21 protein-coding genes are annotated in these 23096 nt (G+C 66.2%); 12 read left to right on the top strand and 9 right to left on the bottom strand.

Features of this window, described 5'->3' with window-relative positions; translation table 11 throughout:
* Positions 1-132: 132 nt before the first annotated feature.
* From egtD to ACFSQR_RS04545, 3 genes are read left to right on the top strand one after another with little or no spacing between them, the layout of a single operon-like run.
* Positions 133-1086 (top strand): L-histidine N(alpha)-methyltransferase, encoded by a 954-nt coding sequence (gene egtD, locus ACFSQR_RS04555; protein ID WP_377728436.1) that lies wholly within the window; start codon positions 133-135, stop codon positions 1084-1086.
* Complete coding sequence (gene egtB / locus ACFSQR_RS04550) at positions 1083-2321, top strand: ergothioneine biosynthesis protein EgtB (RefSeq protein ID WP_377728435.1); 1239 nt, start codon at positions 1083-1085, stop codon at positions 2319-2321. Before egtD ends, egtB begins: the two co-directional genes overlap by 4 nt.
* Positions 2322-3239: a YihY/virulence factor BrkB family protein gene (locus ACFSQR_RS04545; RefSeq protein WP_377728434.1), complete on the top strand. Its 918-nt coding sequence runs from the start codon at positions 2322-2324 to the stop codon at positions 3237-3239. It abuts the gene before it with no gap.
* Here the strand turns inward: ACFSQR_RS04545 and leuA are convergent.
* From leuA to senB, 3 genes are all read right to left on the bottom strand, one after another.
* Positions 3236-4918, bottom strand: coding sequence for a 2-isopropylmalate synthase (gene leuA, locus ACFSQR_RS04540; RefSeq protein WP_377728433.1), 1683 nt, complete (start codon positions 4916-4918; stop codon positions 3236-3238). The genes ACFSQR_RS04545 and leuA overlap by 4 nt on opposite strands.
* A 375-nt stretch (positions 4919-5293) precedes the next feature.
* Positions 5294-6349 (bottom strand): selenide, water dikinase SelD, encoded by a 1056-nt coding sequence (gene selD, locus ACFSQR_RS04535; RefSeq protein ID WP_377728432.1) that lies wholly within the window; start codon positions 6347-6349, stop codon positions 5294-5296.
* A 37-nt stretch (positions 6350-6386) separates the two neighbouring features.
* Positions 6387-7349, bottom strand: a complete 963-nt coding sequence (gene senB, locus ACFSQR_RS04530) for a selenoneine biosynthesis selenosugar synthase SenB (protein ID WP_377729020.1) — start codon at positions 7347-7349, stop codon at positions 6387-6389.
* Positions 7350-7379: 30 nt separating this feature from the next.
* Here senB and senA point away from each other — a divergent pair, with 30 nt between their 5' ends.
* Both senA and ACFSQR_RS04520 read left to right on the top strand, forming a co-directional pair.
* Positions 7380-8585, top strand: coding sequence for a selenoneine synthase SenA (gene senA / locus ACFSQR_RS04525; protein ID WP_377728431.1), 1206 nt, complete (start codon positions 7380-7382; stop codon positions 8583-8585).
* A 70-nt stretch (positions 8586-8655) separates the two neighbouring features.
* The gene (locus ACFSQR_RS04520) at positions 8656-9150 is read left to right on the top strand and encodes an SET domain-containing protein (RefSeq protein ID WP_377728430.1); all 495 of its coding nucleotides are present in this window, start codon (positions 8656-8658) and stop codon (positions 9148-9150) included.
* An 85-nt stretch (positions 9151-9235) separates the two neighbouring features.
* Here the strand turns inward: ACFSQR_RS04520 and ACFSQR_RS04515 are convergent, their stop codons facing one another.
* The 3 genes from ACFSQR_RS04515 to ACFSQR_RS04505 form a co-directional block, all read right to left on the bottom strand.
* On the bottom strand, positions 9236-10765 hold the full coding sequence (locus tag ACFSQR_RS04515) for a DEAD/DEAH box helicase (protein ID WP_377728429.1): 1530 nt from the start codon (positions 10763-10765) through the stop codon (positions 9236-9238).
* A 373-nt stretch (positions 10766-11138) separates the two neighbouring features.
* Positions 11139-11930: an enoyl-ACP reductase FabI gene (gene fabI / locus ACFSQR_RS04510; RefSeq protein ID WP_377728428.1), complete on the bottom strand. Its 792-nt coding sequence runs from the start codon at positions 11928-11930 to the stop codon at positions 11139-11141.
* Between the two features lie 203 nt (positions 11931-12133).
* The gene (locus tag ACFSQR_RS04505) at positions 12134-13477 is read right to left on the bottom strand and encodes a transglycosylase SLT domain-containing protein (protein ID WP_377728427.1); all 1344 of its coding nucleotides are present in this window, start codon (positions 13475-13477) and stop codon (positions 12134-12136) included.
* 315 nt (positions 13478-13792) lie between these two features.
* Here ACFSQR_RS04505 and ACFSQR_RS04500 point away from each other — a divergent pair, with 315 nt between their 5' ends.
* Both ACFSQR_RS04500 and ACFSQR_RS04495 read left to right on the top strand, forming a co-directional pair.
* On the top strand, positions 13793-14365 hold the full coding sequence (locus ACFSQR_RS04500; RefSeq protein WP_377728426.1) for a DUF1415 domain-containing protein: 573 nt from the start codon (positions 13793-13795) through the stop codon (positions 14363-14365).
* Complete coding sequence (locus ACFSQR_RS04495; protein ID WP_377728425.1) at positions 14346-14546, top strand: DUF1289 domain-containing protein; 201 nt, start codon at positions 14346-14348, stop codon at positions 14544-14546. Before ACFSQR_RS04500 ends, ACFSQR_RS04495 begins: the two co-directional genes overlap by 20 nt.
* Here ACFSQR_RS04495 and ACFSQR_RS04490 read toward each other — a convergent pair whose 3' ends face one another.
* Positions 14547-15053 (bottom strand): DUF1993 family protein, encoded by a 507-nt coding sequence (locus tag ACFSQR_RS04490; RefSeq protein WP_377728424.1) that lies wholly within the window; start codon positions 15051-15053, stop codon positions 14547-14549.
* 176 nt (positions 15054-15229) lie between these two features.
* On the opposite strand from ACFSQR_RS04490, the gene ACFSQR_RS04485 reads away from it, so the two are divergent.
* Positions 15230-18343, top strand: coding sequence for an EAL domain-containing protein (locus ACFSQR_RS04485; RefSeq protein ID WP_377728423.1), 3114 nt, complete (start codon positions 15230-15232; stop codon positions 18341-18343).
* Between the two features lie 25 nt (positions 18344-18368).
* On the opposite strand, the gene ACFSQR_RS04480 is transcribed toward ACFSQR_RS04485, so the two are convergent.
* Positions 18369-18788: a thioredoxin family protein gene (locus ACFSQR_RS04480; protein ID WP_377728422.1), complete on the bottom strand. Its 420-nt coding sequence runs from the start codon at positions 18786-18788 to the stop codon at positions 18369-18371.
* A 69-nt stretch (positions 18789-18857) separates the two neighbouring features.
* On the opposite strand from ACFSQR_RS04480, the gene tsaB reads away from it, so the two are divergent.
* Genes tsaB through ACFSQR_RS04460 form a run of 4 tightly spaced genes read left to right on the top strand, consistent with a single transcriptional unit; the run spans position 18858 to position 21727 of the window.
* Positions 18858-19568, top strand: a complete 711-nt coding sequence (tsaB, locus tag ACFSQR_RS04475; RefSeq protein WP_377728421.1) for a tRNA (adenosine(37)-N6)-threonylcarbamoyltransferase complex dimerization subunit type 1 TsaB — start codon at positions 18858-18860, stop codon at positions 19566-19568.
* Positions 19565-20035 carry a ribosomal protein S18-alanine N-acetyltransferase gene (gene rimI, locus ACFSQR_RS04470; RefSeq protein WP_377728420.1) on the top strand — a complete coding sequence of 157 codons (471 nt, stop codon included), beginning with the start codon at positions 19565-19567 and terminating at the stop codon, positions 20033-20035. Before tsaB ends, rimI begins: the two co-directional genes overlap by 4 nt.
* The gene (locus tag ACFSQR_RS04465) at positions 20032-20799 is read left to right on the top strand and encodes a uracil-DNA glycosylase (protein WP_377728419.1); all 768 of its coding nucleotides are present in this window, start codon (positions 20032-20034) and stop codon (positions 20797-20799) included. The genes rimI and ACFSQR_RS04465 overlap by 4 nt, the downstream gene beginning before the upstream one ends.
* The gene (locus ACFSQR_RS04460) at positions 20783-21727 is read left to right on the top strand and encodes a DUF1853 family protein (RefSeq protein WP_377728418.1); all 945 of its coding nucleotides are present in this window, start codon (positions 20783-20785) and stop codon (positions 21725-21727) included. The genes ACFSQR_RS04465 and ACFSQR_RS04460 overlap by 17 nt, the downstream gene beginning before the upstream one ends.
* Before the next feature lie 37 nt (positions 21728-21764).
* Here the strand turns inward: ACFSQR_RS04460 and lplT are convergent, their stop codons facing one another.
* Positions 21765-23027 (bottom strand): lysophospholipid transporter LplT, encoded by a 1263-nt coding sequence (gene lplT / locus ACFSQR_RS04455; RefSeq protein WP_377728417.1) that lies wholly within the window; start codon positions 23025-23027, stop codon positions 21765-21767.
* Positions 23028-23096 lie beyond the last annotated feature (69 nt).

The raw sequence follows: 23096 nt of genomic DNA, 5'->3' as shown, positions 1-23096 counted from the left end.
GATCGGAGAGAAGGAAAAAGGGCTTCGGCACGGATGCGGCCATGCCTTGCGCGGGGAAAAAACGAATCACGATATTATACAAGAATGGCAACTTTGAGCCCGCCCGCCGGGTGCAACCGAGGAGCGAGACCCATGCCAACATCCCAGGCATCCCAGGCCAGTGCCCAGGCGCTGGCCGAAGTAGCAGCCGGACTCGATGCGGACCATGCGTCGATTTCGCCCAAGTTCCTGTACGACGAACTGGGTTCCCACCTGTTCGAGGCGATCTGCGAGCTGGACGAGTACTATCCGACCCGCACCGAGGCCGCCATTTTCAGGCGCCACGCCGCCGACATCGCCCACGCCATCGGCGCGGGCAGCACCATGATCGACCTGGGGGCGGGCAACTGCGCCAAGGCCGCCAGCCTGTTCCCGCTGCTGCATCCCGCGCAGTACGTGCCCATCGACATTTCCGCCGACTTCCTCGAGGATGCCGTCGAGTCCCTGCGCCAGCGCTTCCCCTATATAGAAATGAGCGCGCTGCCGCTCGATTTCTCGGCCGGGCTGGACCTGCCGGCCACGGTGTCGGAGCAAAAGCGCCTGTTCTTCTATCCGGGTTCCTCGATCGGCAACTTCACCCCGGCGCAGGCGCACGACCTGCTGGCGCGGATGCGCGGCCAGTGCGGCGCCGACGGCGGCATCCTGATCGGCATGGACCTGGTCAAGGATGCGGGCGTGCTCAATGCCGCCTATGACGACGCGGTCGGCGTGACGTCCGCCTTCAACCTGAATGTGCTGCGCCACCTGAACCGGCTGGTCGGGACGGACTTCGACGTGCGCCAGTGGCGGCACGTGGCGTTCTACAACCCGACCGAGAGCCGCGTCGAGATGCACCTGGAAGCCATCGAGGACACCACGGTCAGCTGGCCGGGCGGCCGCAGGTCCTTCATGCACGGCGAGCGCATCCACACCGAAAACAGCTACAAATACCGCAAGGACGCCGCCGTCGCGTTGCTTGCGCAAGCGGGTTTCCGCACCACGGACGTGTGGACGGACGATGACGAGTGGTTTGCCGTCCTGTACGCACGCGCGGAAGGGACCGGATGAAGCGCGTCGCCGACTTTGCCCATCACCGCTTGTACGACAGCGTGCGGCGCCGCTCGCTGGCCATCGCGGCGCCCCTGTCGGCGGAAGACTGCGGCGCCCAGTCGATGCCGGACGCCAGCCCGGTCAAGTGGCACCTCGCCCATACCACCTGGTTCTTCGAGACCTTCATCCTCGAGCAGCATGAACAGGGGTTCGCGCCATACCATCCGGCGTTCCGGACGCTGTTCAACTCCTATTACAACGGCGTCGGCGCACGCCACCCGCGCCCGCAGCGCGGGCTCCTGACCCGGCCTTCGCTCGACGAGGTGCTCGCGTACCGCGCCCATGTCGACGAACGCATGGTGCGCCTGCTGGCGCAGCGCGGCAGCGAACCGCGCATGGCGGCGCTGGTCCAGCTGGGCCTGCAGCACGAGCAGCAGCACCAGGAGCTCATGCTGACCGACCTCAAGCACCTGTTCGCCCAGAACGCGCTGCTGCCTGCCTACGCCGGCGAGGCGCTTGCGCGCGGCGCTGCGGCGCAGCCGGTGGAATGGATCGCCTTCGAGGGCGGCATGCGCGAGATCGGCTACGACGGCGACGGCTTCTGCTTCGATAACGAGCTGCCGCGCCATCCGCAGTATGTCCTGCCGTTCGCGCTGGCCAGCCGGCTCGTCACCAACGGCGAGTACCTCGCCTTCATCGAGGCGGGCGGCTACCGCGAGCCCTCGCTCTGGCTGTCGGAAGGCTGGGATGCCGTGTCGGCGCAGGGCCTGGCCCATCCGCTGTACTGGATGCGGATGGACGACGGCAGCTGGGCCGAATTCACCCTGCACGGCCTGCAGGCGCTCGACCCGGCGCGGCCGGTCACCCATGTGTCGCTGTACGAAGCGGACGCGTTCGCGCAATGGAGCGGCGCGCGCCTGCCGACCGAGGCGGAGTGGGAATGCGCGGCGGCCGGCATCGTCCCCGGCGACGGCGCGCTGCATCCGCGCGCGGCGGCAGGGGCGGGACTGTCGCAAATGTTCGGCGAATGCTGGCAATGGACCAGCAGCAGCTACGGCCCGTATCCCGGCTTTGCGCCGGCCGCCGGCGCGATCGGCGAATACAACGGCAAATTCATGCTGAACCAGTACGTATTGCGGGGCGCCTCCTGCGTGACGCCTGCCGGCCACGCGCGCGCCAGCTACCGCAATTTTTTCCCGGCGCATGCGCGCTGGCAGTTCAGCGGGATCCGGCTCGCACGCACGGGTGGGTAAATGACGGACACCGATGTTTCCGACCTGCGCGCCAGCGAGTACGTGCTGCGCCATCCGCTGACCTTCGCCTTTCGCGTGCTGAATGGCTTCCGCTCCAACCAGGGGCTGCTGCTGGCCGGCGCGGTCGCCTACTATTCGCTGCTGTCGCTGATTCCCTTCCTGATGCTGGTGGTGGTCGTGCTGTCGCACTTCATCGACCAGCAGGCGCTGATCGCGACCCTGAGCCGCTACCTGGAGTGGCTGGTGCCGGGGCAGTCGCGCTCCGTGGTGACCGAACTGGCGCTGTTCCTCGAACAGCGCGATGTCATCACCTGGGTGCTGGGCCTGACCATGGTGTTTTTCAGTTCGCTCGCGTTCACAGTGCTGGAAAATGCGATGTCCGTGATCTTCCTGCACCGCGTGGCGATCCGGCGCCGGCACTTCCTGGTGTCGGCCATCCTGCCGTACTGCTACATCGTCGCGCTGGGCATCGGCACGCTGCTGATCACGCTGGTCGCGGGCAGCCTCCAGGTCATGGGCACCGAACAGATCGAGTTCCTCGGGCGGACATGGTCGCTGGGCGGGGTGTCCGGCGCGCTGCTCTACCTGCTGGGGGTGGTGGGCGAAGTGCTGGTGCTCACCTCCATCTACCTGGTGATGCCGGTCGGCCGGCTGTCCTGGCGCCATGCGCTGATCGGCGGTGTCAGCGCCACGGTGCTGTGGGAGATTGCGCGCCATGTGCTGGTCTGGTATTTCTCCACGCTGTCGCAGGTGAACATCGTGTACGGCTCCATGACGACCGCCATCGTCGTCATGTTCAGCCTGGAGATCGGCGCGACGCTGCTGCTGCTGGGCGCCCAGGTGATCTCCGAGTACGAGCGCGCCGGCCGCGTCAATCCCGGCAAGCGTCCTGAACCTGTCTGGACCGCACCCGACTAGGTCGCCGCCACCGCGCCGTGCCCGGCGATCGCCATGTGGCGGTTCACCGCCGACAGCACGGCCTTGAAGGAGGCCGTGACGATATTGCTGTCGATGCCGGCCCCGAACAGGGTCGGGCCGTCTTCCACCCGCAGCTCGACATAGCACGCCGCGCGCGCATTCGCGCCCGATCCGATGGCATGCTCGTGGTAGTCCATCAGGCGGATCGGCAGGCCGAGCGCATTCACGAACGCATCGATCGGGCCGTTGCCTCCGCCCTGGCGCGCGTGCTGCTGGCCGCGCAACATGAGCGTCAGGTCGAGCGCGACCTTCTCGTCGCCGGCGCTGTCCTCCACCATGCGGTGCGAACCGTAGGCGTAGGGCTCGGTCTGCTCCAGGTACTCGCTTTGGAAGATGTCGTGGATCTGCGCGGCGGTAATTTCGCGCCCGCTCTGGTCTGCCACCTTCTGGACGGCGCGCGAGAACTCGATCTGCAGGCGGCGCGGCAGCGCCAGGCCGAACTCCTGCTCCAGCAGGTAGGCCATGCCGCCCTTGCCGGACTGGCTGTTCACCCGGATCACCGCATCATAGCTGCGGCCGAGATCCTGCGGGTCGATCGGCAGGTACGGGATGTCCCAGTGAGTACCGGGCTGGCGCTGGGCGAAGCCCTTCTTGATGGCGTCCTGGTGCGAGCCCGAGAAGGCCGTGAACACCAGGTCGCCCGCGTACGGGTGGCGCGGATGCACGGGCAGCTGGTTGCATTCCTCGACCACCTGGCGCACCGCATCGATGTCGGAGAAATCCAGCCCCGGATCGACGCCCTGCGTGTACAGGTTGAGCGCCAGCGTGACCAGGTCCACGTTGCCGGTGCGCTCGCCATTGCCGAACAGGCAGCCTTCCACGCGCTGGGCGCCGGCCATCACCGCCAGCTCCGCCGACGCGATGGCCGTGCCGCGGTCGTTGTGCGGATGGACGCTGAGGATGATCGCATCGCGCCGCGCCAGGTGGCGCGACATCCATTCGATTTGGTCGGCGTACACGTTCGGGGTGGACGATTCCACCGTGGACGGCAAATTCAGGATCATCGGCCGTGCCGGCGTCGGCTGCCATTCCGCCGACACCGCGTTCGAGATCTCCAGCGCGAAATCGAGCTCCGTGGTCGAGAACGACTCGGGCGAGTACTCGAAACCCCATGCCGTGTGCGGATGCTGCGCCACCAGTTCCTTCACGAGCCGGGTGCCGCTCACCGCGATCTGCACGATCTCTTCGCGCGACATGCCGAACACCACGCGACGGAACACGGGCGCGACAGAGTTGTACAGGTGCACCACAGCCTTCTTCGCGCCGGCCACCGACTCCACGGTGCGGCGGATCAGCTCGTCGCGCGACTGGGTCAGGACGATCAGCGTGACGTCGTCCGGCACCCGGCCGCTGTCGACCAGGCCGCGCACGAAATCGAAATCGGTCTGCGAGGCGGACGGGAAACCCACTTCAATTTCCTTTACGCCAATATCGACCAGCATGTCGAAGAAGCGCAGCTTTTTCTCCACGCTCATCGGTTCGATCAGGGCCTGGTTGCCGTCGCGCAGGTCGGTGCTCATCCAGATGGGCGGGTGCGTGATGGTGTGGGACGGCCAGCGGCGGTCCGGCAGGTCGACGGCGGGGAAGGGACGGTATTTGGACGACGGATGCTTGATCATGGTGCTGCTCCTTGGCTGCTGGGACGGATACCGGAAACCGGTGTCGGTGTGGCAAACAGGCTGCCGGGCGGCCACGGGACGCTAGGCCAGGCAACCGGTCGGTAGGTGTAGCAGCAGGGATGGGGTAGTGGACAACATCGTAACTTCCTTCAACTTCAGCGGTGCCGACGGGGTCGGCGGGCGGGGCGTTAGGCGCGCGCGGCTGGTAGCGACGCTAGCGATAGCGCGGCTGGAAGGAGAGTTGGCAGATGCAGTTGGAAGGACATGCGATTGACTGTACGCGGCTTTGCGGCGGCGGTCAAGCGGCGTGGCGTACGATGCACACGGGGAAGGGAACCGCCGCCGTCCCCGCCTCGGCGGGGACAGCAGGCGTGCTTATTGGGCGACGGTAACGCGCGGTGCGCCGGCAGCCATCTCGCCGATGACCGCGGCATGGCCGAAGCCTTCGCGCTCGAACAGTGCCAGCACGTCCTGGACCGCGGACGGCTCGCACGACACCAGCAGGCCGCCCGACGTCTGCGGATCGGTCAGCAGCGCCTGCTGCGCCGGCGTAATCGTCGGCGCCAGCGTCACATCCTTGCCGTAGGCATCCCAGTTGCGGCCCGAGGCGCCGGTGAAGTAGCCGTCCGACGCCAGCTGCTCCACGCCCGGCAGCAGGGGGATGCGCGACATGTCGAGCCGCGCCGTCAGCCCGGCGCCGCGCGCCAGTTCCAGCAGGTGCCCCAGCAGGCCGAAGCCCGTCACGTCCGTCATCGCATGCACGCCCGGCATGTCGGCCAGCGCGCGGCCCGGCTTGTTCAATTTGGTGGTGTTCTCGATCATGGCCGCGTAGCCTTCCGCGCCCAGCACGTCCTTCTTGAGCGCGGCGGACAGCACGCCCACGCCGAGCGGCTTGCCCAGCACCAGCACGTCCCCCGCGCGCGCGTCGGCATTGCGCTTGACCTTGGACGGATGCACCAGGCCCATTACCACCAGGCCGTAGATCGGCTCGACCGAGTCGATGGTGTGCCCGCCAGCGATCGGAATGCCCGCTTCGGCGCAGATGGTTTCGCCGCCCTTGATGATCTGGCCGATGGTCTCGATCGGCAGCTTGTTGACCGGCATGCCGACCAGCGCGAGCGCCATGATCGGCGTGCCGCCCATCGCGTACACGTCCGAGATCGCATTGGTGGCGGCGATCCGGCCAAAGTCGAACGGATCGTCGACGATCGGCATGAAGAAGTCGGTGGTGGCGATCAGCGCCTGCTCGTCATTGAGCTTGTACACGGCTGCGTCGTCCGCGGTTTCGATACCGACCATCAGCTCCTTCGGCACCGGAAAGCCGGTGGAGTTCTTCAGGATCTCCGACAGCACGCCGGGCGCGATCTTGCAGCCGCAGCCGCCGCCGTGGGAAAAGGAGGTCAGTTTGATTTTCTGGTCTGGTGCGTTCATCGGTAATCCTGTTCGGGCAGCTGTGGCAATCTGCAAATTATCGCACGCTCTCCAGCAGCTCGCCGGCCAGCGCCAGGACCGCGCTGCGCTCCGCCTCCGGCGAGAACAGGGCGGCGCGGCGCGCGCACTGCGCACGCAGCTGCGCGTACCAGGCCGGATCGGCGATGCTGCGGTCGATCATGCGCGCGAGGGCGGCGGCGTCGCCCACGGGGAAATAGCCCGGGTAGTCGTCGCCCAGCATCCCGCGGTTGCCCTCGATGTCGCTGGCCAGCACCGGCACGCCGCTGGTGACCGCCTCGATGATGACGTTGGCGCCGCCTTCCATCACCGAGGTGATCGCCATGGCATGGCAGCGCTTGAGGCGCTGGCGCGCGTCGGCGTGCGAAATGCTGCCGAGCCAGCGGTAATGCGGTCCCTCGGCGGCGCGGGCGGCCTCGCCGAGGGCCGGATCGAGCGCGCCGCCGATGTGCACCAGCCGCGCGCCGGGCGCCGTCACCAGCGATGCCGCATGGATGAAGGTCAGCGGATCCTTTTCCGCCCGCAGGTGCCCGACCATGCCGATATCGTGGAACCGAGGGCGGGCAGGGAAGCGGTGCGGCGCAAGGCCGGGGGCGGACTGGAAGATGACCCGCGTGCGCGCATGCAGGTGTGGCGGCAGGCGCTGGAACCCGGCCGGCTGCAGCAGCACGATCCGGTCGGCCAGCTCCAGCGACCGCTGGGCGTCGCGGTCCGAGCCGATGTCGCGGTACAGGTCGGTGCCGGTCAGCACCAGGACGACCGGGCGGCCCGCCGCGGACACGGCTGCGACCGACGAGGCGGAGCGGCGCGCATGCAGCGCAATCAGCAGATCGGGGGCGGGCAGGGGCGGGCTCCACTCGCGCACGACAGACACCTCGTAGGCATCGCGCAGGAACGCGGACCAGCGCCTGGCGGTCTGCCAGTTGCCGTTGTTTTCCTTGTGCGAAGCCGGGCTGGCGATCGTCACTCTCAATGCCACGATATCTCCATGAAAAGCCGCTAGAATGAGCCGATGGAAGATCAATCGGTATCGATGCGCGACCAAGGTTCCCACGAGCTGGCGGGCTCGCTGCGGAGTGCGCGGAATTATACGTTAAGCCTGTTCGAGTGCTTTGCTGCGTACGGGCTCGACCAGCTGTCGGCGGTTCCGCGCATCGACACCATCAATCCCCCGCTGTGGGAAATCGGGCACACCGCCTGGTTCGCCGAATGGTTCATCCTGCGCGAGGCGGAATCGAGCCATCCGGCCGCCGCCAACGGCCATTCGCTGCTGTCGCGCGGCGACGACTGGTTCGACTCGGCCCTGGTGCCGCACCGGGCGCGCTGGACGCTCGACCTGCCGTCGCCCGGCGCGATCAAGACCTACTGCCACGAAGTGCTGGACCGCGTGCTGGACAAGCTCTCGCATGCCGACGACAGCGACGCGGCGCTCTACCCCTACCGGCTGGCGCTGGCGCACGAGGACATGCACGGCGAAGCCCTGCTATATGCCCTGCAGACGCTCGGCCTCGACGCCCCCAAAATGGGGACAGACCCCATTTCGAAAATGGGGTCTGTCCCCATTTCTGAGGTTGCGTATCCGGGGGGCAGCCTGCGCATGGGCAGTGAACAGGGCAGGAGCTTCGTGTTCGATAACGAGAAGTGGGCGCATCCGGTCTACGTGCCGCCGTTTTCGGCCGACAGCGCGCTGGTCAGCAACGCCGCCTTCGCCGAGTTCGTCGACGATGGCGGCTACCAGGATGCGCGCTACTGGACGCCCGCAGGCAGGGCGTGGCTGATGCAGCAGGAACGGTCCTGTCCGCGCTACTGGGTGCGCGGCGGCGGCCGCCACTGGTCGACGGTCCGCTTCGGCGCGGCGAGCACGCTAGCGCCGCATGAGCCGGTGCGGCATGTCAGCCTGTTCGAGGCGCAGGCCTACTGCAGCTGGGCGGGCCGCCGCCTGCCGACCGAGGCGGAGTGGGAGTTCGCCGCCACCTCGCGCATTCCCGGCTTCCGGTGGGGGCAGCTATGGGAGTGGACCGCGTCCCCGTTCGAGCCGTATCCGGGATTCTCGCCGGACGCCTACACGCAATACTCGGCGCCCTCGTTCGGCACGCACCAGGTGCTGCGCGGCGCCTCGTTTGCCACGCCACGCAGGCTGTGCGACGTCCGTTTCCGCAATTTCTACCTGCCCGCACGCGACGATATCTTCTGCGGCTTCCGTTCCTGCGCGCTGTAGTCAAGCGGGCGATGCCTGCCGGGCGATTGATGCGACAATCGCCAACAACCTTCCATTCCCGATGTCCACCATGAGCAAAGCAAGCAAAGAGATTCATCCGGCATTCGAGGTCCACAACTCGCCGGTCCACGGCAACGGTGTGTTCGCGCGCCGCCCGATCGAAGCGGGCGAGCGGATCGTCGAATACCAGGGCCGCCGCATCGAGTGGGACGAGGCGACCGAGCGGGCCGAGCGCAGCGGCCAGCCCGTCAACTACACGCTGTTCTTCACGCTGGCCGACGGCAGGGTGATCGACGGCGGCGACCAGGGCAACGACGCGCGCTTCATCAACCACTCGTGCGAGCCGAACTGCGAGGCGTACGAGGAGGATGGCAGGGTCTTCATCCACGCGCTGCGCGACATCGACAAGGGCGAGGAGCTGGCCTACAACTACGCGCTGATCTACGACGGCCGCCACACCGCCGCGATCAAGAAGGCGTTCGAGTGCCGCTGCGGCGCGCCGAGCTGCAGCGGCGTCATGCTCGCGCCGAAGAAGCGATCCCGCAAGAAGACCGCTGACGCGTAAGCTGACCAGCCCCGAGGGGACCGCCTGGTGTCTCGGGCGCCGGCCCCCAGCCCGAAAAAAAACCCGCCGAAGCGGGTTTTTTTACTTACTCACCAAAGGTGCGTCGCGCGGTGTCCGAGGAGCGCGAATGCGTTCCCTTGTAGCCGCCTTCGCGGCGCTGGCCGCCGGCGTCACGGTTGTAGCCGCCCTGGCGCGGGCCTGCCGACGGGCCGCGTGCATCGCGGTTGTACGGGCTTGGCGCTGCCTCTCGGTTGTAGCCGCCTTCGCGCGGCGCAGGTGCGCCACGGTTGAAGGAGCCCCCGTCGCGGTTGTAGCCGCCTTCACGCGGCGCGTTCGGGTTGGCGAAGCTGCGCTGGCCCGGCTTGTTGTAGCCGCCACGGCCATCGCCCGGCTTCCAGCCCGGACGCGAAGCGGTACGCGCTGGCGCGGACTTCTTCGGCTCGAAGCCTTCCACCACGCCGACCGGGATCAGCTGCTTGGTGAAACGCTCGATGCGCTTGACGTTCATGCCTTCGGCATGGTTCGCCAGCGAGATCGCCAGGCCATTGCGGCCCGCGCGGCCGGTACGGCCGATACGGTGCACGTAGTCCTCAGGGAACTTCGGCAGGTCGTAGTTCACCACGTGGGTGATGTTCGGCACGTCGATGCCGCGGGCGGCGACGTCGGTCGCCACCAGCACGCGCACCTGGCCGCGGCGCAGGCTGTCCAGCGTGCGGTTGCGCGCACCCTGGTGCATGTCGCCGTGCAGCGCAGCGGCTGCGAAGCCGGCGATGTTCAGGCGGTCGGCGATCATGTCGGCGTCGCGCTTGGTCGCGGTAAACACCACGGCCTGGTCGAGCGACTCGTCGCGCAGCAGGTGGTCCAGCAGGCGGTTCTTGTGCGACAGGTCGTCGCAGAAGTGCACGCGCTGGGTGATGTTTTCGTGCTTGGCGGTCGACATCTGGATCTGGATGATCTTCGGATCCTTGGTGATGCGGCGTGCCATGTTGCCGACCACGCCATCCAGCGTTGCCGAGAACAGCATGGTCTGGCGCGATTCAGGCGTCGCGGCGACGATCTTCTCGATGTCTTCGATGAAGCCCATGTCCAGCATGCGGTCCGCTTCGTCCAGCACCAGGATCTGCAGCTGGGAGAAGTCGATCTTGCCCGACTCCATGTGGTCGATCAGGCGGCCAGGGGTGGCGACCAGGATCTCGGGATTCTTCTGCAGCAGTTGCATCTGCTTCGGGTAAGGCATGCCGCCCAGGATCGAGACGGCGCGGATGCGGCGTGCCTGGGTGCTGTATTTGTCGGTTGCGGTGGTCACTTGCAGTGCCAGTTCGCGGGTCGGGGTCAGGACCAGCATCTTCGGCTGGGCCGCCTTGAAGCGCGGACGCTCGCCGGCGCGGGTTTTCGATGCCTCGAATGGAACTTCAGGCGCGGAGACCAGCTTGTGCAGGGCCGGCAGCATGAATGCCGCGGTCTTGCCGGAACCGGTCTGGGAGGACACGAGCAGGTCGCGGCCTTCGATGGCAGCAGGGATCGCCTGTTCCTGGACCGGGGTCGGCTTGGTGTAGCCGGCGGCGGTGACAGCGTTAACGATGGCGGTATGCAGGCCTAGTGCTTCAAAACTCATTGATCTTTACTTTCGTTGGTAGAAATTTGCACGTCCATGCAACAGGCAGGGACGAGGTAAAGCAACGCTAAACCAAGACTACGAAATGACTTTGAGGGTGCAAGAAATTTCGGCACAAAAAGCTTTGCGCCGGGACGGTGTCAGGTGCGACACACAAGGCGGGAGGGCTTTATTTTGAGGGCGCCGGATTAACCGGTGCGCCTGGGTTTGCGATGCTGCTTGTTGTTCTTATTGGGCGCTTATTGCAGCGCACAAACGAGACTATACAGTAGTTTTGGACTTCACGTACAGGTATCTCGTGTTTGGAGACTTGTCCCCGGATCTTTTCGGGGACCGGGGGACGGTCCCCATGCAGGGACCGTCGCCGAGTTGATCACTCGTAATCGGACGCGTTCAGGCCCATGACGTGCGAGAAGCCGCCGTCGACGTACATGATGTCGCCGGTGATGCCCGACGCCAGGTCCGACAGCAGGAAGGCGGCCGAGTTGCCGACTTCTTCGATGGTCACGTTGCGGCGCAGCGGCGCGTGCGATGCCGCAAAGCCAAGCAGCTTGCCGAAGTCCTTGATGCCCGATGCCGCCAGGGTCTTGATCGGGCCGGCCGAGATGCCGTTGGCCCGGATGCCTTTCTGGCCCAGGTTCTCGGCCAGATAGCGCACCGATGCTTCCAGCGACGCTTTCGCCAGGCCCATCGTGTTGTAGTAAGGGATCGCGCGCACCGCGCCCAGGTAGGACAGGGTCAGCAGCGAGGAGCCTTCGCGCAGCATCGGCAGCGCGGCCTTGGCCATCGCAGGGAAGCTGTAGGCCGAGATGTCGTGGGCGATGCGGAAGTTCTCGCGGGTCAGGCCATCGAGGAACTCGCCGGCGATCGCTTCGCGCGGCGCAAAGCCGATCGCGTGCACGAAGCCGTCCAGGTGTTCCCAGGATTTGTTCAGGTCGGCGAACAGGCGCTCGATCTGTTCGTCGCTCGAGACGTCGCAGTCGAACACCAGATTGCTGCCGAACTCGGCAGCGAACTCGGTAATACGGTCCTTGAAGCGGTCACCGACATAGGTGAAAGCCAGCTCCGCGCCTTCGCGGTGGCAGGCTTTGGCGATGCCGTACGCGATCGAACGGTTCGACAGCAAGCCGGTGATGAGGATTTTTTTACCTTGCAAGAACGCCATATGGACTCCGGATGTTCAACTCTTTGGTTTTGAGACGGATGTGCCGCGGTCGCGCCGGGCCAAGCCGAGATTGTAGGGGGAGTTTGCTTCAACTGCAACTTGGGAGGGGGAGGGGACCTGTCCCGGAAAGGGCCCGTCCCCGGATCTTCAGCCTGCCGGCAGGCTGCGCGTGCAAACGATCGGGGGGACCATCCCCCCGCCGATCAGCGCTTCTTGCGGTTGTTGGTCGCGCTGCGCGAGCGCTTGCCGCTCTTCCTGGACACGCTGGCCTTGGCGCGGAACTTCGACTTGCCGCGTGCCGCCTTGCGCTTGGCCGCACGTTCCGGCTCCAGTGCCATCACGGCGTTCTCGACGATGTTCTCGGCGATGTCGCCCGCGTTGGACGAGGCCAGCTTCGGCACCAGGATGGTCGAACCGGCCTTGAGGCGGGTGCGCGCGGGGATGTTGTTCGCCTCGCGCAGCACCTCGGGGGTGGTCTTGAACTTCGATGCCAGCGATGCCAGCGAGGTGCGCGCGCTGGCGATCTTGTGCGTGGTCCAGCTGGACAGCGCCTTGCCGAACGAGGCCAGGTTGGAGTGGAACTTCTCGGCGTTCTCCTGCGGCAGAAGGATCTTGGTGTTCTGGCCGCCGATGATGACCGGACGCTTGAACTGCGGGTTCAGCGCCTTGAAGTCCGCCACCGACATCTCGGCCAGCTGGGCCGCGACCGCGACGTCGATGTCGCTGGTCTTGTCGATCGCCGTAAAGTACGCAGCGTTCTCGATCGTCGGCAGCGACACGTTGTACTGTTCCGGATGGCCGACGATGTTCTTCACCGCCTGCAGCTTTGGCACGTAGTTGCGCGTCTCGGCCGGCATCATGTGCGCCAGCGACTCGTAGTCGGTCGGCTTGCCGGCGGCCTGCGCCTTGCGGATGGTCTTCTGGACGTTGCCTTCACCCCAGTTGTAGGCGGCCAGCGCAAGTTGCCAGTCGCCGAACATATTGTAGAGGCGCTGCAGGTAGGACAGGGCGGCATCGGTCGAGGCCAGCACGCTGCGGCGGTCGTCCTTGAACGCGTTCTGCTTGAGGTTGTAGTCCTTGCCGGTGGCCGGCATGAACTGCCAGATACCCACGGCGGCGGCGCTCGAGTTGGCCTGCGGGTTGAAGGCGGACTCGATGATCGGCAGCAGGGCCAGTTCGGTCGGCATGCCGCGCTTTTCCAGCTCGGTCACCACGTGGTACAGGTAGCGCGAGGCGCGCGCCGAGGTGCGCGCCAGGTAGTCCGGACGGGTGGCGTACCAGTTGACGTGCTTGCTGACGAGATCGTTATCGATGTCGTTGATGGCGTAGCCGGAACGGATGCGCGCCCACAGGTCGGTCTCGCCGGCTTCATCGGCCGCTTCGGCGTCGACGTTGAGCAGATCTACGGAATTCAGTGCGGCTGCGGCTGGCGCGGCCTGGAGGTGGGGAGCCGGCGACGCAGTGGTCGGCTCAGCGGCGCTGGCGGAATACGGCGCCAGGAGGAGCAGCAATGCTGCAGCAGCGGTGATACGGAGTTTTGCTTGCATGGCTTTCCATTGTTAGGCCCTACGCTGTAGGACACTTCCGATAGACAAGGAGCCAGTGTAGAGAGACCCTACAGTCCAGTCAAGAAATATGTCCCTCTCGCAGTGAATTTCTTTGACAAGATTCATATCCGGAAAGTTTCATAAATTGCTGAAAAATTAAGGACTTAGCGCCGGGCTGAGGATGGCGCCCCGTGCGCGTCCCCTCGGCGGAACTGGCCCGCGCCCGGGCAGCATTTCCTGTTGCGTGGGAGCTGTCCGACGTCCCGTGCCCGGCCCTCACGCGGTAGAATGCAGTTTTTAGGCAGTAACGTATCCATGAGCACCACAGCAAACCTGAACGCCAGCGACGAAGAGATCATCGCCGCGACCCGCAACTGGCTCGAAAAGGCAGTCATCGGCCTGAACCTTTGTCCTTTCGCCAAGTCGGTCTATGTCAAGGAACAGGTCCGCTACGTCGTCTCGGGCGCCACCACGCCAGAGGCGCTGCTCGAGCAATTGATGGACGAGCTCCAGTTCATCGCGGACGCCTCGCCGGAAGAGGTGGATACCACGCTGCTGATCCATCCGTTCGTGCTGCAGGACTTCCAGGACTACAACGAGTTCCTGGACGTGTGCGACGCGGCGGTCGAGGACATGCAGCTGGACGGCGAAATCCAGGTCGCCAGCTTCCACCCGGACTACCAGTTCGCCGATACCGACCCGAACGACATCAGCAACTACACCAACCGCGCGCCGTATCCGATCCTGCACCTGCTGCGCGAGGAGAGCATCGACCGCGCGGTGGAAGCCTTCCCGGAAGCGGAAGCGATCTTCGAAAAGAACATCGAAACCATGGAAAAGCTCGGCCACGAAGGCTGGGACAAGCTCGATGTCGGACCAGCCAAATAACCTGCCCGAGCGCCCGGATACGCCTTGCGTGGCGGTGTGCTCGACCACGTTCGACGAGATCTGCCGCGGGTGCGGGCGCACCTACGTCGAAGTGGCGCACTGGGTGTCGATGAGCGCTCCCGAGAAGGAGCGCGTGTGGCAGCGCATCACGGCGCAGGGCTACCCGCGCCGCAATACCTGATCAGTACGAACCGATAAAGTCCTTCTTGCCGATTTCCACGCCGTTGTGGCGCAGGATGTCGTAGGCGGTGGTTGCATGGAAGAAGAAGTGCGCCAGCGCGTAGTGCACCAGGTAGGACTGGCCCTTGAAATGGCGCGTCTTGTCGCCGCTGCCGGTGGTGATGTCGCGCTCGGCCGAGGCCTCGATCGCCTCGCGCGGCAGGCTCTCGATGAACGCAAGCGTTTTCGCAATGCGTTCCTTCAGTTCGCCGAACGTGGTTTCGGTGTCCTCGTACTTCGGCACCTCGACGCCGGCCAGGCGCGCGCATGCGCCCTTGGCGAAATCCGCCGCGATCTGCACCTGGCGCGCGAACGGGAACATGTCCGGGAACAGGCGGGCCTGGGTCAGCGCCGCGGTCTCGATATTGCGCGCGCTGGCGTGCGTTTCGGCCTTGTCGATGATGTCGGACAGGGCGGTCAGCACCTGGCGGAAGACGGGGACGGAGGCGGAATACATCGTGAATGCCATAAATTACTCCTTTGTAAAGTGGTGGCGATGATAGCAAGGCGCTTCATTTCTTGCTGGGGAGGCCCCAGAATTGATGACCTGAAGCATTAAATGCGTGATAATGGTCCACACGTTTTTTTGCCTTGAAGCATCAAAGATGCCTATATGTTCATTGTCCGGTCGGGTAGCACGCTTGCATGACTAGTTTCACCTCGCGCCTTCGCTCCAGGTTGTCCCGGCTGACCGGTCGCTCGATCTATGGATCGCTGCTGCTGGTCGTGTTCGGCGGCCTCGTCATCCCGGCGCTGATCGGCAGCTATGTGCTGATCGGCGTGCAGCAGCGCCAGGCGGCGCGCTCGCAGCTGGACGAGTCGCTCCAGCGCAATGCCGACATCCTCGCGCTCGGCATGCAGGAGTCGCTCTGGAACATGAATCCCGAATCGGCGCGCTCGCTGGCCGCCTCCGTCATGCGCGACCCGTCCGTGGTCGGCGTGGAGGTGCTCGACCAGTCCGGCCGCCAGTTCATTGCCGCCTTCGCTCCGCCGCGCGCCCAGGGCAACGTGGTGCGCGCCCAGCGCGAAGTCACCGTGCGCGGCGAACGCATCGGCCGCGTCGTGCTGGCAATGGACGATGCGCGCACCCAGGAAGAATTGCACGAGAAGCAGGTCAGCTATGCGCTGGTGCTGGCGAGCCAGCTCGGCGTCTCGCTGGTGCTGATCGTGCTGTTCCTGAACCGGCGCCTGCTGTCGCCGCTGCGCAAGCTGATGAGTTTTTCGGACCGCCTGTCGCACGGCGACTTCACGACCCGGCTCGACATGGGCGGCAACGACGAGCTCGGGCGCCTGGCGATCCAGCTGGACCAGATGCGGGTGGCGATCCGCCACCTGTTCGACGACGTGGCGCGGCGCGAGGAGCGCTTCCGCACCATCGTGACCCAGGTGCCGGGCGCGGTGTTCCGCGTGAATGCCGACGGCAAGGTCGATTTCGTGTCCGATGCGATCGAGGCGATCGGCGGCTTCCCCGCCTCGCGCCTGATCGGCAACAGCGTCGGGCTGTGGCAGGACATGGTCGCGCCCGAAGACCGGCGCGAGCAGTATCGCGTGATGGCCGGCGCCGTCGCCGAGGGCCGCCCGTACGAAGCGGAATACCGCATCATTTCGCCCAGCGGCAGCGAGCGCTGGGTCGCGGAACGCGGCCAGCCGCAGTACGATAGCGAGGGCAAGCTGCTGTGGGTGGACGGACTGATCTCGGACATCAGCGAGCGCAAATACAACGAAATGCGCATCGAGGCGCTGCTGGCCGAGCAGAGCGCGATCCTGGAGAACGTGATGTTCGGCGTGATGTTCGTGCGCCACCGCCGCATCGTCTCGGTCAACCGCCGCTGCGAAGAGCTGTTCGGCTACGCACCGGGCGAGATGCTGCACGAATCGACTGTCATCGTGTTCCCGACCGAGGCCGAATACGAATTGGCCGGCGTGCGCCAGTACCCCGAGATCGGACGCGGGGGTTACTTCAGCGAGGAGCGCAAGTACAAGCGCGCCGACGGCTCCCTGTTCTGGACTATGGTGTCGGGCTGCGCGCTCGACCCGTCCCGTCCGGACGAGGGCAGCATCTGGGTGTACGCCGACATCACCGAGCGCAAGCTGGCCGAGGAAAAGCTGCGCCTGTCCGCGACCGTGCTGGAGCAGATCGCCGACGGCGTGATGGTGGTCGATGTCGACGGCCGCATCGTTGCGGTCAACCCGGCCTTTACCCAGATCACCGGCTACACCGAGGAGGAGGCGCTGGGCCAGCCGTACAACCTGACGCGCTCCTCGCGCCACGACCAGTCCTTCTACGACGAACTGTGGCGCGAAGTGCAGGAGAGCGGCTACTGGCGCGGCGAGCTGTGGAACCTGCGCCGCAATGGTGAACTGTATCTTGAATGGCTGACCATCTCGGCGGTGCGCGACAACAGCGGCGCGCGCACCCACTATGTCGGCGTGTTCTCGGACATCACCAAGGTGAGGGAATCGCAGGAGCAGCTGGACCACATGGCGCACCACGATCCGCTGACCCAGCTGCCGAACCGCCTGCTGTTCCACGACCGGCTGCAGCACGCGTTGCAGCGCGCATCGCGCGACCAGGAGCAGCTGGCGCTGCTGTTCATCGACCTGGACCGCTTCAAGAACGTCAACGACACGCTCGGCCACCATACCGGCGACGAGCTGCTCAAGCAGGTGGCGCGCGCGCTCACCGGCAAGCTGCGCGAAGGCGACACGCTGGCCCGCCTGGGCGGCGACGAATTCATCGTCCTGCTCGAGGACGTGGCGGGCGCCGGCGGCGCGGCGCACGTGGCCGAGAAGCTGGTGGCGCTGTTCGAGCAGCCGTTCATGGTGTCCGGCTACGAGCTGTTCGTCACGGCCAGCGTCGGCATCGCCATGTACCCGAACGATGCGGGCGACCTGAATATGCTGATCCGCAATGCCGACGTGGCCATGTACCAGGCCAAGGCGCGCGGCCGCAACGGCTACCAGTTCTACACCGAATCGATGAGCGGGGAGGGCGTCGAGCGCCTGCGCCTGGAGACGCTGCTGCGCCGTTCGATCGAAAAGGGCGAGATCTTCCTGCACTACCAGCCGCAGGTGGAAATCGACAGCGGCCGGCTGATCGGCGTGGAAGCGCTGGTGCGCTGGCAGAATCCGGAGCTGGGCCTGGTCCCGCCGGCGCGCTTCGTGCCGCTGGCGGAAGACACCGGTTTCATCAACCAGCTGGGCGAATGGGTGCTGGCCGAGGCGTGCCGCCAGATGGTGCGCTGGGACGAGGCCGGATTCGCGGTGCCGAAAGTGGCGGTGAACCTGTCGGCGCGCCAGTTCGAACGCGGCTCCATCGTGAGCACCGTGGGCGAAGTGCTGAAGGAAACCGGGCTGGCGCCATCGCGCCTGCAGCTGGAAGTGACCGAAACGGTCATCATGAATACGGGCGACGCGCTGGCCTTCATCAACGGACTGCACGAGATCGGCGTGGGGCTGGCGATCGACGACTTCGGCACCGGCTACTCGTCGCTGGCCTACCTGAAGCAGCTGCCGGTGCAGACGCTCAAGATCGACCGTTCGTTCATCAAGGACATCTCGACCGACGCCAACGACGAAGCGATCGCGATCGCGATCATCCAGCTGGGCAAATCGCTGAACCTGTCGGTGGTGGCGGAAGGCGTGGAAACGGACGACCAGGCGGCGTTCCTGCTGCGGCACGGCTGCACGATGGCGCAGGGCTACTTCTACAGCCGGCCGGTGCTGCCCGGCGACCTGCTCGGGGCCTGGCGGCGCTAGTGTTCCAGGGGGCTGTTCCCCTGGCTCAGCCCCGGAGCATCTGGCGCAGGTTGCAGTCGCGCTGCCACATGCGCCGCTCTTCGCTCGATTGCGCCAGCCTGGCCAGTTCCTGCTCGGGCAACTCCGCCTGCGCCTGCACCAGCCGGTCCAGCAGCAGCGGATCGGGCAGCATGGTCCCGAAAAATGCCACCCGGTCCTGGCGCTGCACTAGCACGGTCGGGAAATTCTCCACATCCAGGTCGCCCAGCAGGTCGGCATTGTCTTCGATGTCGATCCACACAAACACCTTGTCCGGATGCCGCTGCGCCACGCCGTCGAAGGCGTTGCGGTAGACGCCGCAGGTGCCGCACCATGCGGCGCACAGGCACGCGACGATCCAGCGGTCGCCTTCCAGCGCACGCGCGATCTCGCCTACATTGTCGGGGGTAAGGGTCAGGCTATGCATGAGCAGGTATTCTAACCCGCAGGTGCGCACGCTGTCCCGCGCCGGCATCGGCCAAGGTAAAATACTGGTATGTCTACCATTCTCGCCATCGAAACCTCGTCCGAACTTGCCTCCGTCGCGCTGCTGAAGGATGGGGCGGTGCTGGCGCGCGAGTCGAGCGGCGTGCGCACGCATTCGGCGTCGGTGCTGCCGATGGTGCAGGAGCTGCTCGCCGAAGCGGGCGTTGCGCTGGCCGACATGGATGCGATCGCATTCGGAGCCGGCCCCGGCTCGTTTACCGGCGTGCGGACCGCCTGCGGCATCGCCCAGGGCCTGGCGTTCGGCGCGTCCCTGCCGGTGGTGCCGGTCGTGACCCTGCCCGCCATGGCGCTGGCCTGCCGCGAGCAGTGCGGCGCCGCCGACATCCTCACGGTGCTCGATGCGCGCATGGGCGAAGTCTATTGGGCGCAATACCGCTGGACCGGCGGAACGTGGACTGCCGTTGCGGAACCGGTGCTGTCGGCACCGGAAGCCGTGGCGCCAGTGCCGGCCGATGGCCTGGTCGCCTGCGGGAACGGCATCTCCGCCTATCCGGAGGCGTTTGCCGGCAAGGCATTCGCGCAAGGTGCGCTGACCGCGATCCTGCCGCATGCGGCCCAGATCGCCCGGCTCGCCGAGGCGCTATTCGCCGCCGGCCATGCCGTCCCGGCGGCCCAGGCGCAGCCGCTGTACCTGCGTAACAAGGTTGCCTACACCAGCGCCGAGCGCAAGGCGATCAACGCCGCGAAGGACGCCGCATGAGTGCCGCGCACGCGCAGGACAGCCTGGTGTTCGCGCCGATGCGCGAGTCCGACCTGGACGAAGTGGTCGCGCTCGAACAGGCCGTCTATCCCTATCCCTGGACCCGCCCCAATTTCGCCGACTCGCTGTCGGCGGGCTACGAAGCGACCGTCGTGCGCGACGAGGCAGGTGCGCTGGCAGGCTATTACCTGGCCATGTGGGCCGTGGACGAGGCACACCTCCTGAATGTCGCCGTCGCCGCAGACCACCAGGGGCAGGGCATCGGACGCCGCCTGCTCGACCGCCTGAGCGCGCGTGCGCGCGAGCAGGGCATGGAGTCGATCCTGCTGGAAGTGCGCCCGACCAACGAGCGCGCGCTCAAGGTCTACCGGCACTACGGCTACGTCGCGATCGGCGTGCGCAAGGGTTATTACCCGGCAGGCCCGAAAGGCCGCGAGGACGCGATCGTCATGAGGTACACACTATGAACGGCCGTACCGCCGCCTTCCTCAAGGAGATGGGCATCACGCCGCTGTGGGTGCCGCGGACCGCTGCGCCGCAGGCCGAGGCGGAGCAGCAACCGGCTGTCGCGCCGGCCGCGCCCGCGCCTGCACCGGTGCAGGCACCGCAGCGCGATGCAGCCGTCCCGGCCGAACTGAGCGAGGAGCAGCGCATCGCGCGCATGGACTGGGCAGAGCTGGAGCAGGCCATCGCCGCCTGCACGCGCTGCGGCGCATGCGCTCCCGGCACGCGGCCCGTCATGGGCGCCGGCGCGCGCCGCGCGCGCTGGGTCGTCGCCGCCGGCGCGGCCAGCGCCCAGGACCACAAGGAAGGCGTGCCGCTGGCCGGCGAAGCCGGCACGCTGCTCGCGAACATGCTCGCCGCCGCCGGCCACTCGGCCGACAACGATGTCTGGGTCACGAACGTGATCAAGTGCCGGCCGTCGACGTCCAGCGGCGCGGACCGCGCGCCGACGGCGGAAGAAGCCGCCGCGTGCCGTCCTTTCGTCGAACGCGAGGTCGCGCTAACCGGCGCGGACACGCTGCTCACCCTCGGCCAGGTCGCCGCCAACGCAATGCTGGGCCAGCCCCTGTCGCAGCCGCTGGCGCAGGCGCGCGGCCAGCAGCACCAGGCCGCCGGCGTGCGCATGGTCGCCACGCTCCACCCGGCCGAACTGCTGCGCCGCGGCCAGGACAAGTCGCTTGCCTGGACCGACCTGTGCCTGGCCGCGACCGATGGACCGCCCGCCTGACAACTACCAGGCCCGCTTCGCGCGGGCCTGGAGCCAGCTCTCCAATCCCCACGTCCGGACGCTTGCCTGGCTTCTCGACTCGCCAGGGCTGCTCGACCCCGTGCACCCTCACTGGCAAGGCAAGATCGCCACGCTGCCCGAACCGGACGCCGCGCTGCGCGACTGGCTGCTCGGCCTGGATGCCGATCCGTCGCCGTTGCTGGCGGCGCTGGGCGAGCGCGCCTACACCCGCCTTGGCCTGTACGCGGAGAAGCTGATCGCCTTTTATTTCCGCGAACAGGGCACGCTGGTCGCGCACGGCTTGCAGGTGCGGGCGGCGCGCAACGACACGGTCGGCGAGTTCGATTTCCTGCTCGATGCGGGTGGCGGCAAGGCGCTGCACATCGAGTTCGCCACCAAGTTCTACCTTCTGGAGGGCGTCTGGCCGGACCAGCTGGATTCGCTGGTCGGCCCCAACCTGGCCGACAGCCTCGGGCAGAAAATGCGCAAGATCACCAGCAAGCAGCTGGCGCTGGCGGACCACCCGGCAGCGCAGGCCGTGCTGCCGCGCCCCGTCGCGCGCGCGCAGGCCCTGGTCAAGGGCTGGCTGTTTTATCCGCGCGGGACCGTCAGTGGGCTGGAAGGACTCGATCCGCAGCACTGCCGCGGCACCTGGTGCAGCGCGGGCGAACTGGAGCAGCTCGAGGGCGACTGGTTCATGCCGCTGGCGCGGATGGAGTGGCTGGCGCCGGCGCGGACCGGCGACGCCGGCGCTGTGCTGGCGCGCGAGGCGCTCGCCGGGCAGGTAGCGGAACACTTCGCAGCGCCGGCGATGCCGATGCTGGTGGCGTCGATGCGCGAGGATGGGGGAGTGTGGACCGAATGCGAGCGTGCATTCGTGGTGCCGGACGACTGGCGCGGCCGCGCCGCGAGCCGCCGGGTGGGATAGAAGTTGGGGACGGTCCGCATGGACAGTCCCCATCCATTCAATGTTTGTGCTCGCCGATCAGTGCCAGCGAATCGTGCTCGCGCTGGTTGGCCGCATGGCGGCGCATGATCAGGTACATGATGCCGGCGATCGACAGTCCGAACAGCACGATGATCACGTCCAGGTCCACGTTCAGCGTGATCAGCGCCGCGTAAATCGCGAGCATGGTCAGGATCGACAGGTTCTCGTTAAAGTTCTGCACCGCGATCGAATGGCCCGCGCTCATCAGGACGTGGCCGCGGTGCTGCAGCAATGCGTTCATCGGCACCACGAAGAAGCCGGACAGCACGCCGATCAGGATCAGCAGCGGATAGGCGATCACCACGTTCGTCACCGCCACCATCAGCACCACGATCATGCCCATGATGATGCCCAGCGGGATGACGGTCAGCGATTTGCGCAGCGGGATGATCTGTGCGGCGGCAGCGGCGCCCACCGCCACGCCGATCGCCACCACGCCCACCAGGCTGGTCGCTTTATCGAATGGCATGTGCAGCGATTTTTCCGCCCACTTCAGGACGATCAGCTGCAGCGTCGCGCCCGCGCCCCAGAACAGCGTGGTCACCGCCAGCGAAATCTGGCCCAGCTTGTCGCGCCACAGGGTGGCCGAGCAGTTGGCGAAATCGGTGATCAGCTTGAGCGGATTGCGCTCCTGGTGCTCGTAGCGCGCGCCGGTATCGGGGATGCGCAGGTTGAACAGCGTGGCCAGTGCGTAAATGCCGATCACGACGGTCAGCGCGGCGTCGGTGGTGGTCGTGATGCCGGTGTCGATGCCGGGCAGGTCGATCCCCAGCAGGTATTCGGACACGCGCGCGGAAACCAGCGCGCCGCCCATCACGGTGCCGAGGATGATCGACATGACGGTCAGGCCTTCGATCCAGCCGTTGGCGGGCACCAGTTTTTCAGGTGGCAGCAGTTCGGTCAGGATGCCGTACTTGGCGGGCGAATAGACGGCCGCGCCGAAGCCCACCACTGCATACGCCATCAGCGGATGCACGGTAAAGAAGATCAGCGAACACCCGGCAATCTTGATCAGGTTCGCGATGAACATGACACGGCCCTTCGGCAGCGCGTCGGCGAAAGCACCGACAAACGCAGCCAGCAGGACGTAGAAAAGGACGAATGACAGCTTGAGCAATGGCGTCAGCGACGCCGGCGCATTCATGGAGACGAGCAGGTCAATCGCGACGAACAACAGTGCGTTGTCCGCCAGCGACGAAAAAAACTGCGCCGCCATGATGGTATAAAAACCACGGTTCATTCGACAAGGCTAAAAACTAGTGTGGGTTGCTTTATACCATGAATGGATGCGATCCCAAAGAAACGGCGG

It is taken from the genome of Pseudoduganella sp. GCM10020061 (assembly GCF_042683405.1).
GTDB lineage: Bacteria > Pseudomonadota > Gammaproteobacteria > Burkholderiales > Burkholderiaceae_D > Telluria.
The sequence above is the reverse complement of the archived record's forward strand: the minus strand, read 5'-3'. Positions and strand labels throughout refer to the sequence as shown.

What these genes read in the sequence shown, in the direction of transcription:
- senA (WP_377728431.1), top strand. Translation starts at nt 7,380, where the DNA reads ATGGAAGATCAATCGGTATCGATGCGCGACCAAGGTTCCCACGAGCTG.
- ACFSQR_RS04465 (WP_377728419.1), top strand. Translation starts at nt 20,032, where the DNA reads ATGAACGGCCGTACCGCCGCCTTCCTCAAGGAGATGGGCATCACGCCG.
- rimI (WP_377728420.1), top strand. Translation starts at nt 19,565, where the DNA reads ATGAGTGCCGCGCACGCGCAGGACAGCCTGGTGTTCGCGCCGATGCGC.
- ACFSQR_RS04515 (WP_377728429.1), bottom strand. Translation starts at nt 10,765, where the DNA reads ATGAGTTTTGAAGCACTAGGCCTGCATACCGCCATCGTTAACGCTGTC.
- ACFSQR_RS04480 (WP_377728422.1), bottom strand. Translation starts at nt 18,788, where the DNA reads ATGCATAGCCTGACCCTTACCCCCGACAATGTAGGCGAGATCGCGCGT.
- leuA (WP_377728433.1), bottom strand. Translation starts at nt 4,918, where the DNA reads ATGATCAAGCATCCGTCGTCCAAATACCGTCCCTTCCCCGCCGTCGAC.
- ACFSQR_RS04500 (WP_377728426.1), top strand. Translation starts at nt 13,793, where the DNA reads ATGAGCACCACAGCAAACCTGAACGCCAGCGACGAAGAGATCATCGCC.
- ACFSQR_RS04495 (WP_377728425.1), top strand. Translation starts at nt 14,346, where the DNA reads ATGTCGGACCAGCCAAATAACCTGCCCGAGCGCCCGGATACGCCTTGC.
- ACFSQR_RS04460 (WP_377728418.1), top strand. Translation starts at nt 20,783, where the DNA reads ATGGACCGCCCGCCTGACAACTACCAGGCCCGCTTCGCGCGGGCCTGG.
- ACFSQR_RS04520 (WP_377728430.1), top strand. Translation starts at nt 8,656, where the DNA reads ATGAGCAAAGCAAGCAAAGAGATTCATCCGGCATTCGAGGTCCACAAC.
- egtB (WP_377728435.1), top strand. Translation starts at nt 1,083, where the DNA reads ATGAAGCGCGTCGCCGACTTTGCCCATCACCGCTTGTACGACAGCGTG.
- ACFSQR_RS04545 (WP_377728434.1), top strand. Translation starts at nt 2,322, where the DNA reads ATGACGGACACCGATGTTTCCGACCTGCGCGCCAGCGAGTACGTGCTG.
- ACFSQR_RS04485 (WP_377728423.1), top strand. Translation starts at nt 15,230, where the DNA reads ATGACTAGTTTCACCTCGCGCCTTCGCTCCAGGTTGTCCCGGCTGACC.
- ACFSQR_RS04505 (WP_377728427.1), bottom strand. Translation starts at nt 13,477, where the DNA reads ATGCAAGCAAAACTCCGTATCACCGCTGCTGCAGCATTGCTGCTCCTC.
- tsaB (WP_377728421.1), top strand. Translation starts at nt 18,858, where the DNA reads ATGTCTACCATTCTCGCCATCGAAACCTCGTCCGAACTTGCCTCCGTC.
- lplT (WP_377728417.1), bottom strand. Translation starts at nt 23,027, where the DNA reads ATGAACCGTGGTTTTTATACCATCATGGCGGCGCAGTTTTTTTCGTCG.
- fabI (WP_377728428.1), bottom strand. Translation starts at nt 11,930, where the DNA reads ATGGCGTTCTTGCAAGGTAAAAAAATCCTCATCACCGGCTTGCTGTCG.
- ACFSQR_RS04490 (WP_377728424.1), bottom strand. Translation starts at nt 15,053, where the DNA reads ATGGCATTCACGATGTATTCCGCCTCCGTCCCCGTCTTCCGCCAGGTG.
- egtD (WP_377728436.1), top strand. Translation starts at nt 133, where the DNA reads ATGCCAACATCCCAGGCATCCCAGGCCAGTGCCCAGGCGCTGGCCGAA.
- selD (WP_377728432.1), bottom strand. Translation starts at nt 6,349, where the DNA reads ATGAACGCACCAGACCAGAAAATCAAACTGACCTCCTTTTCCCACGGC.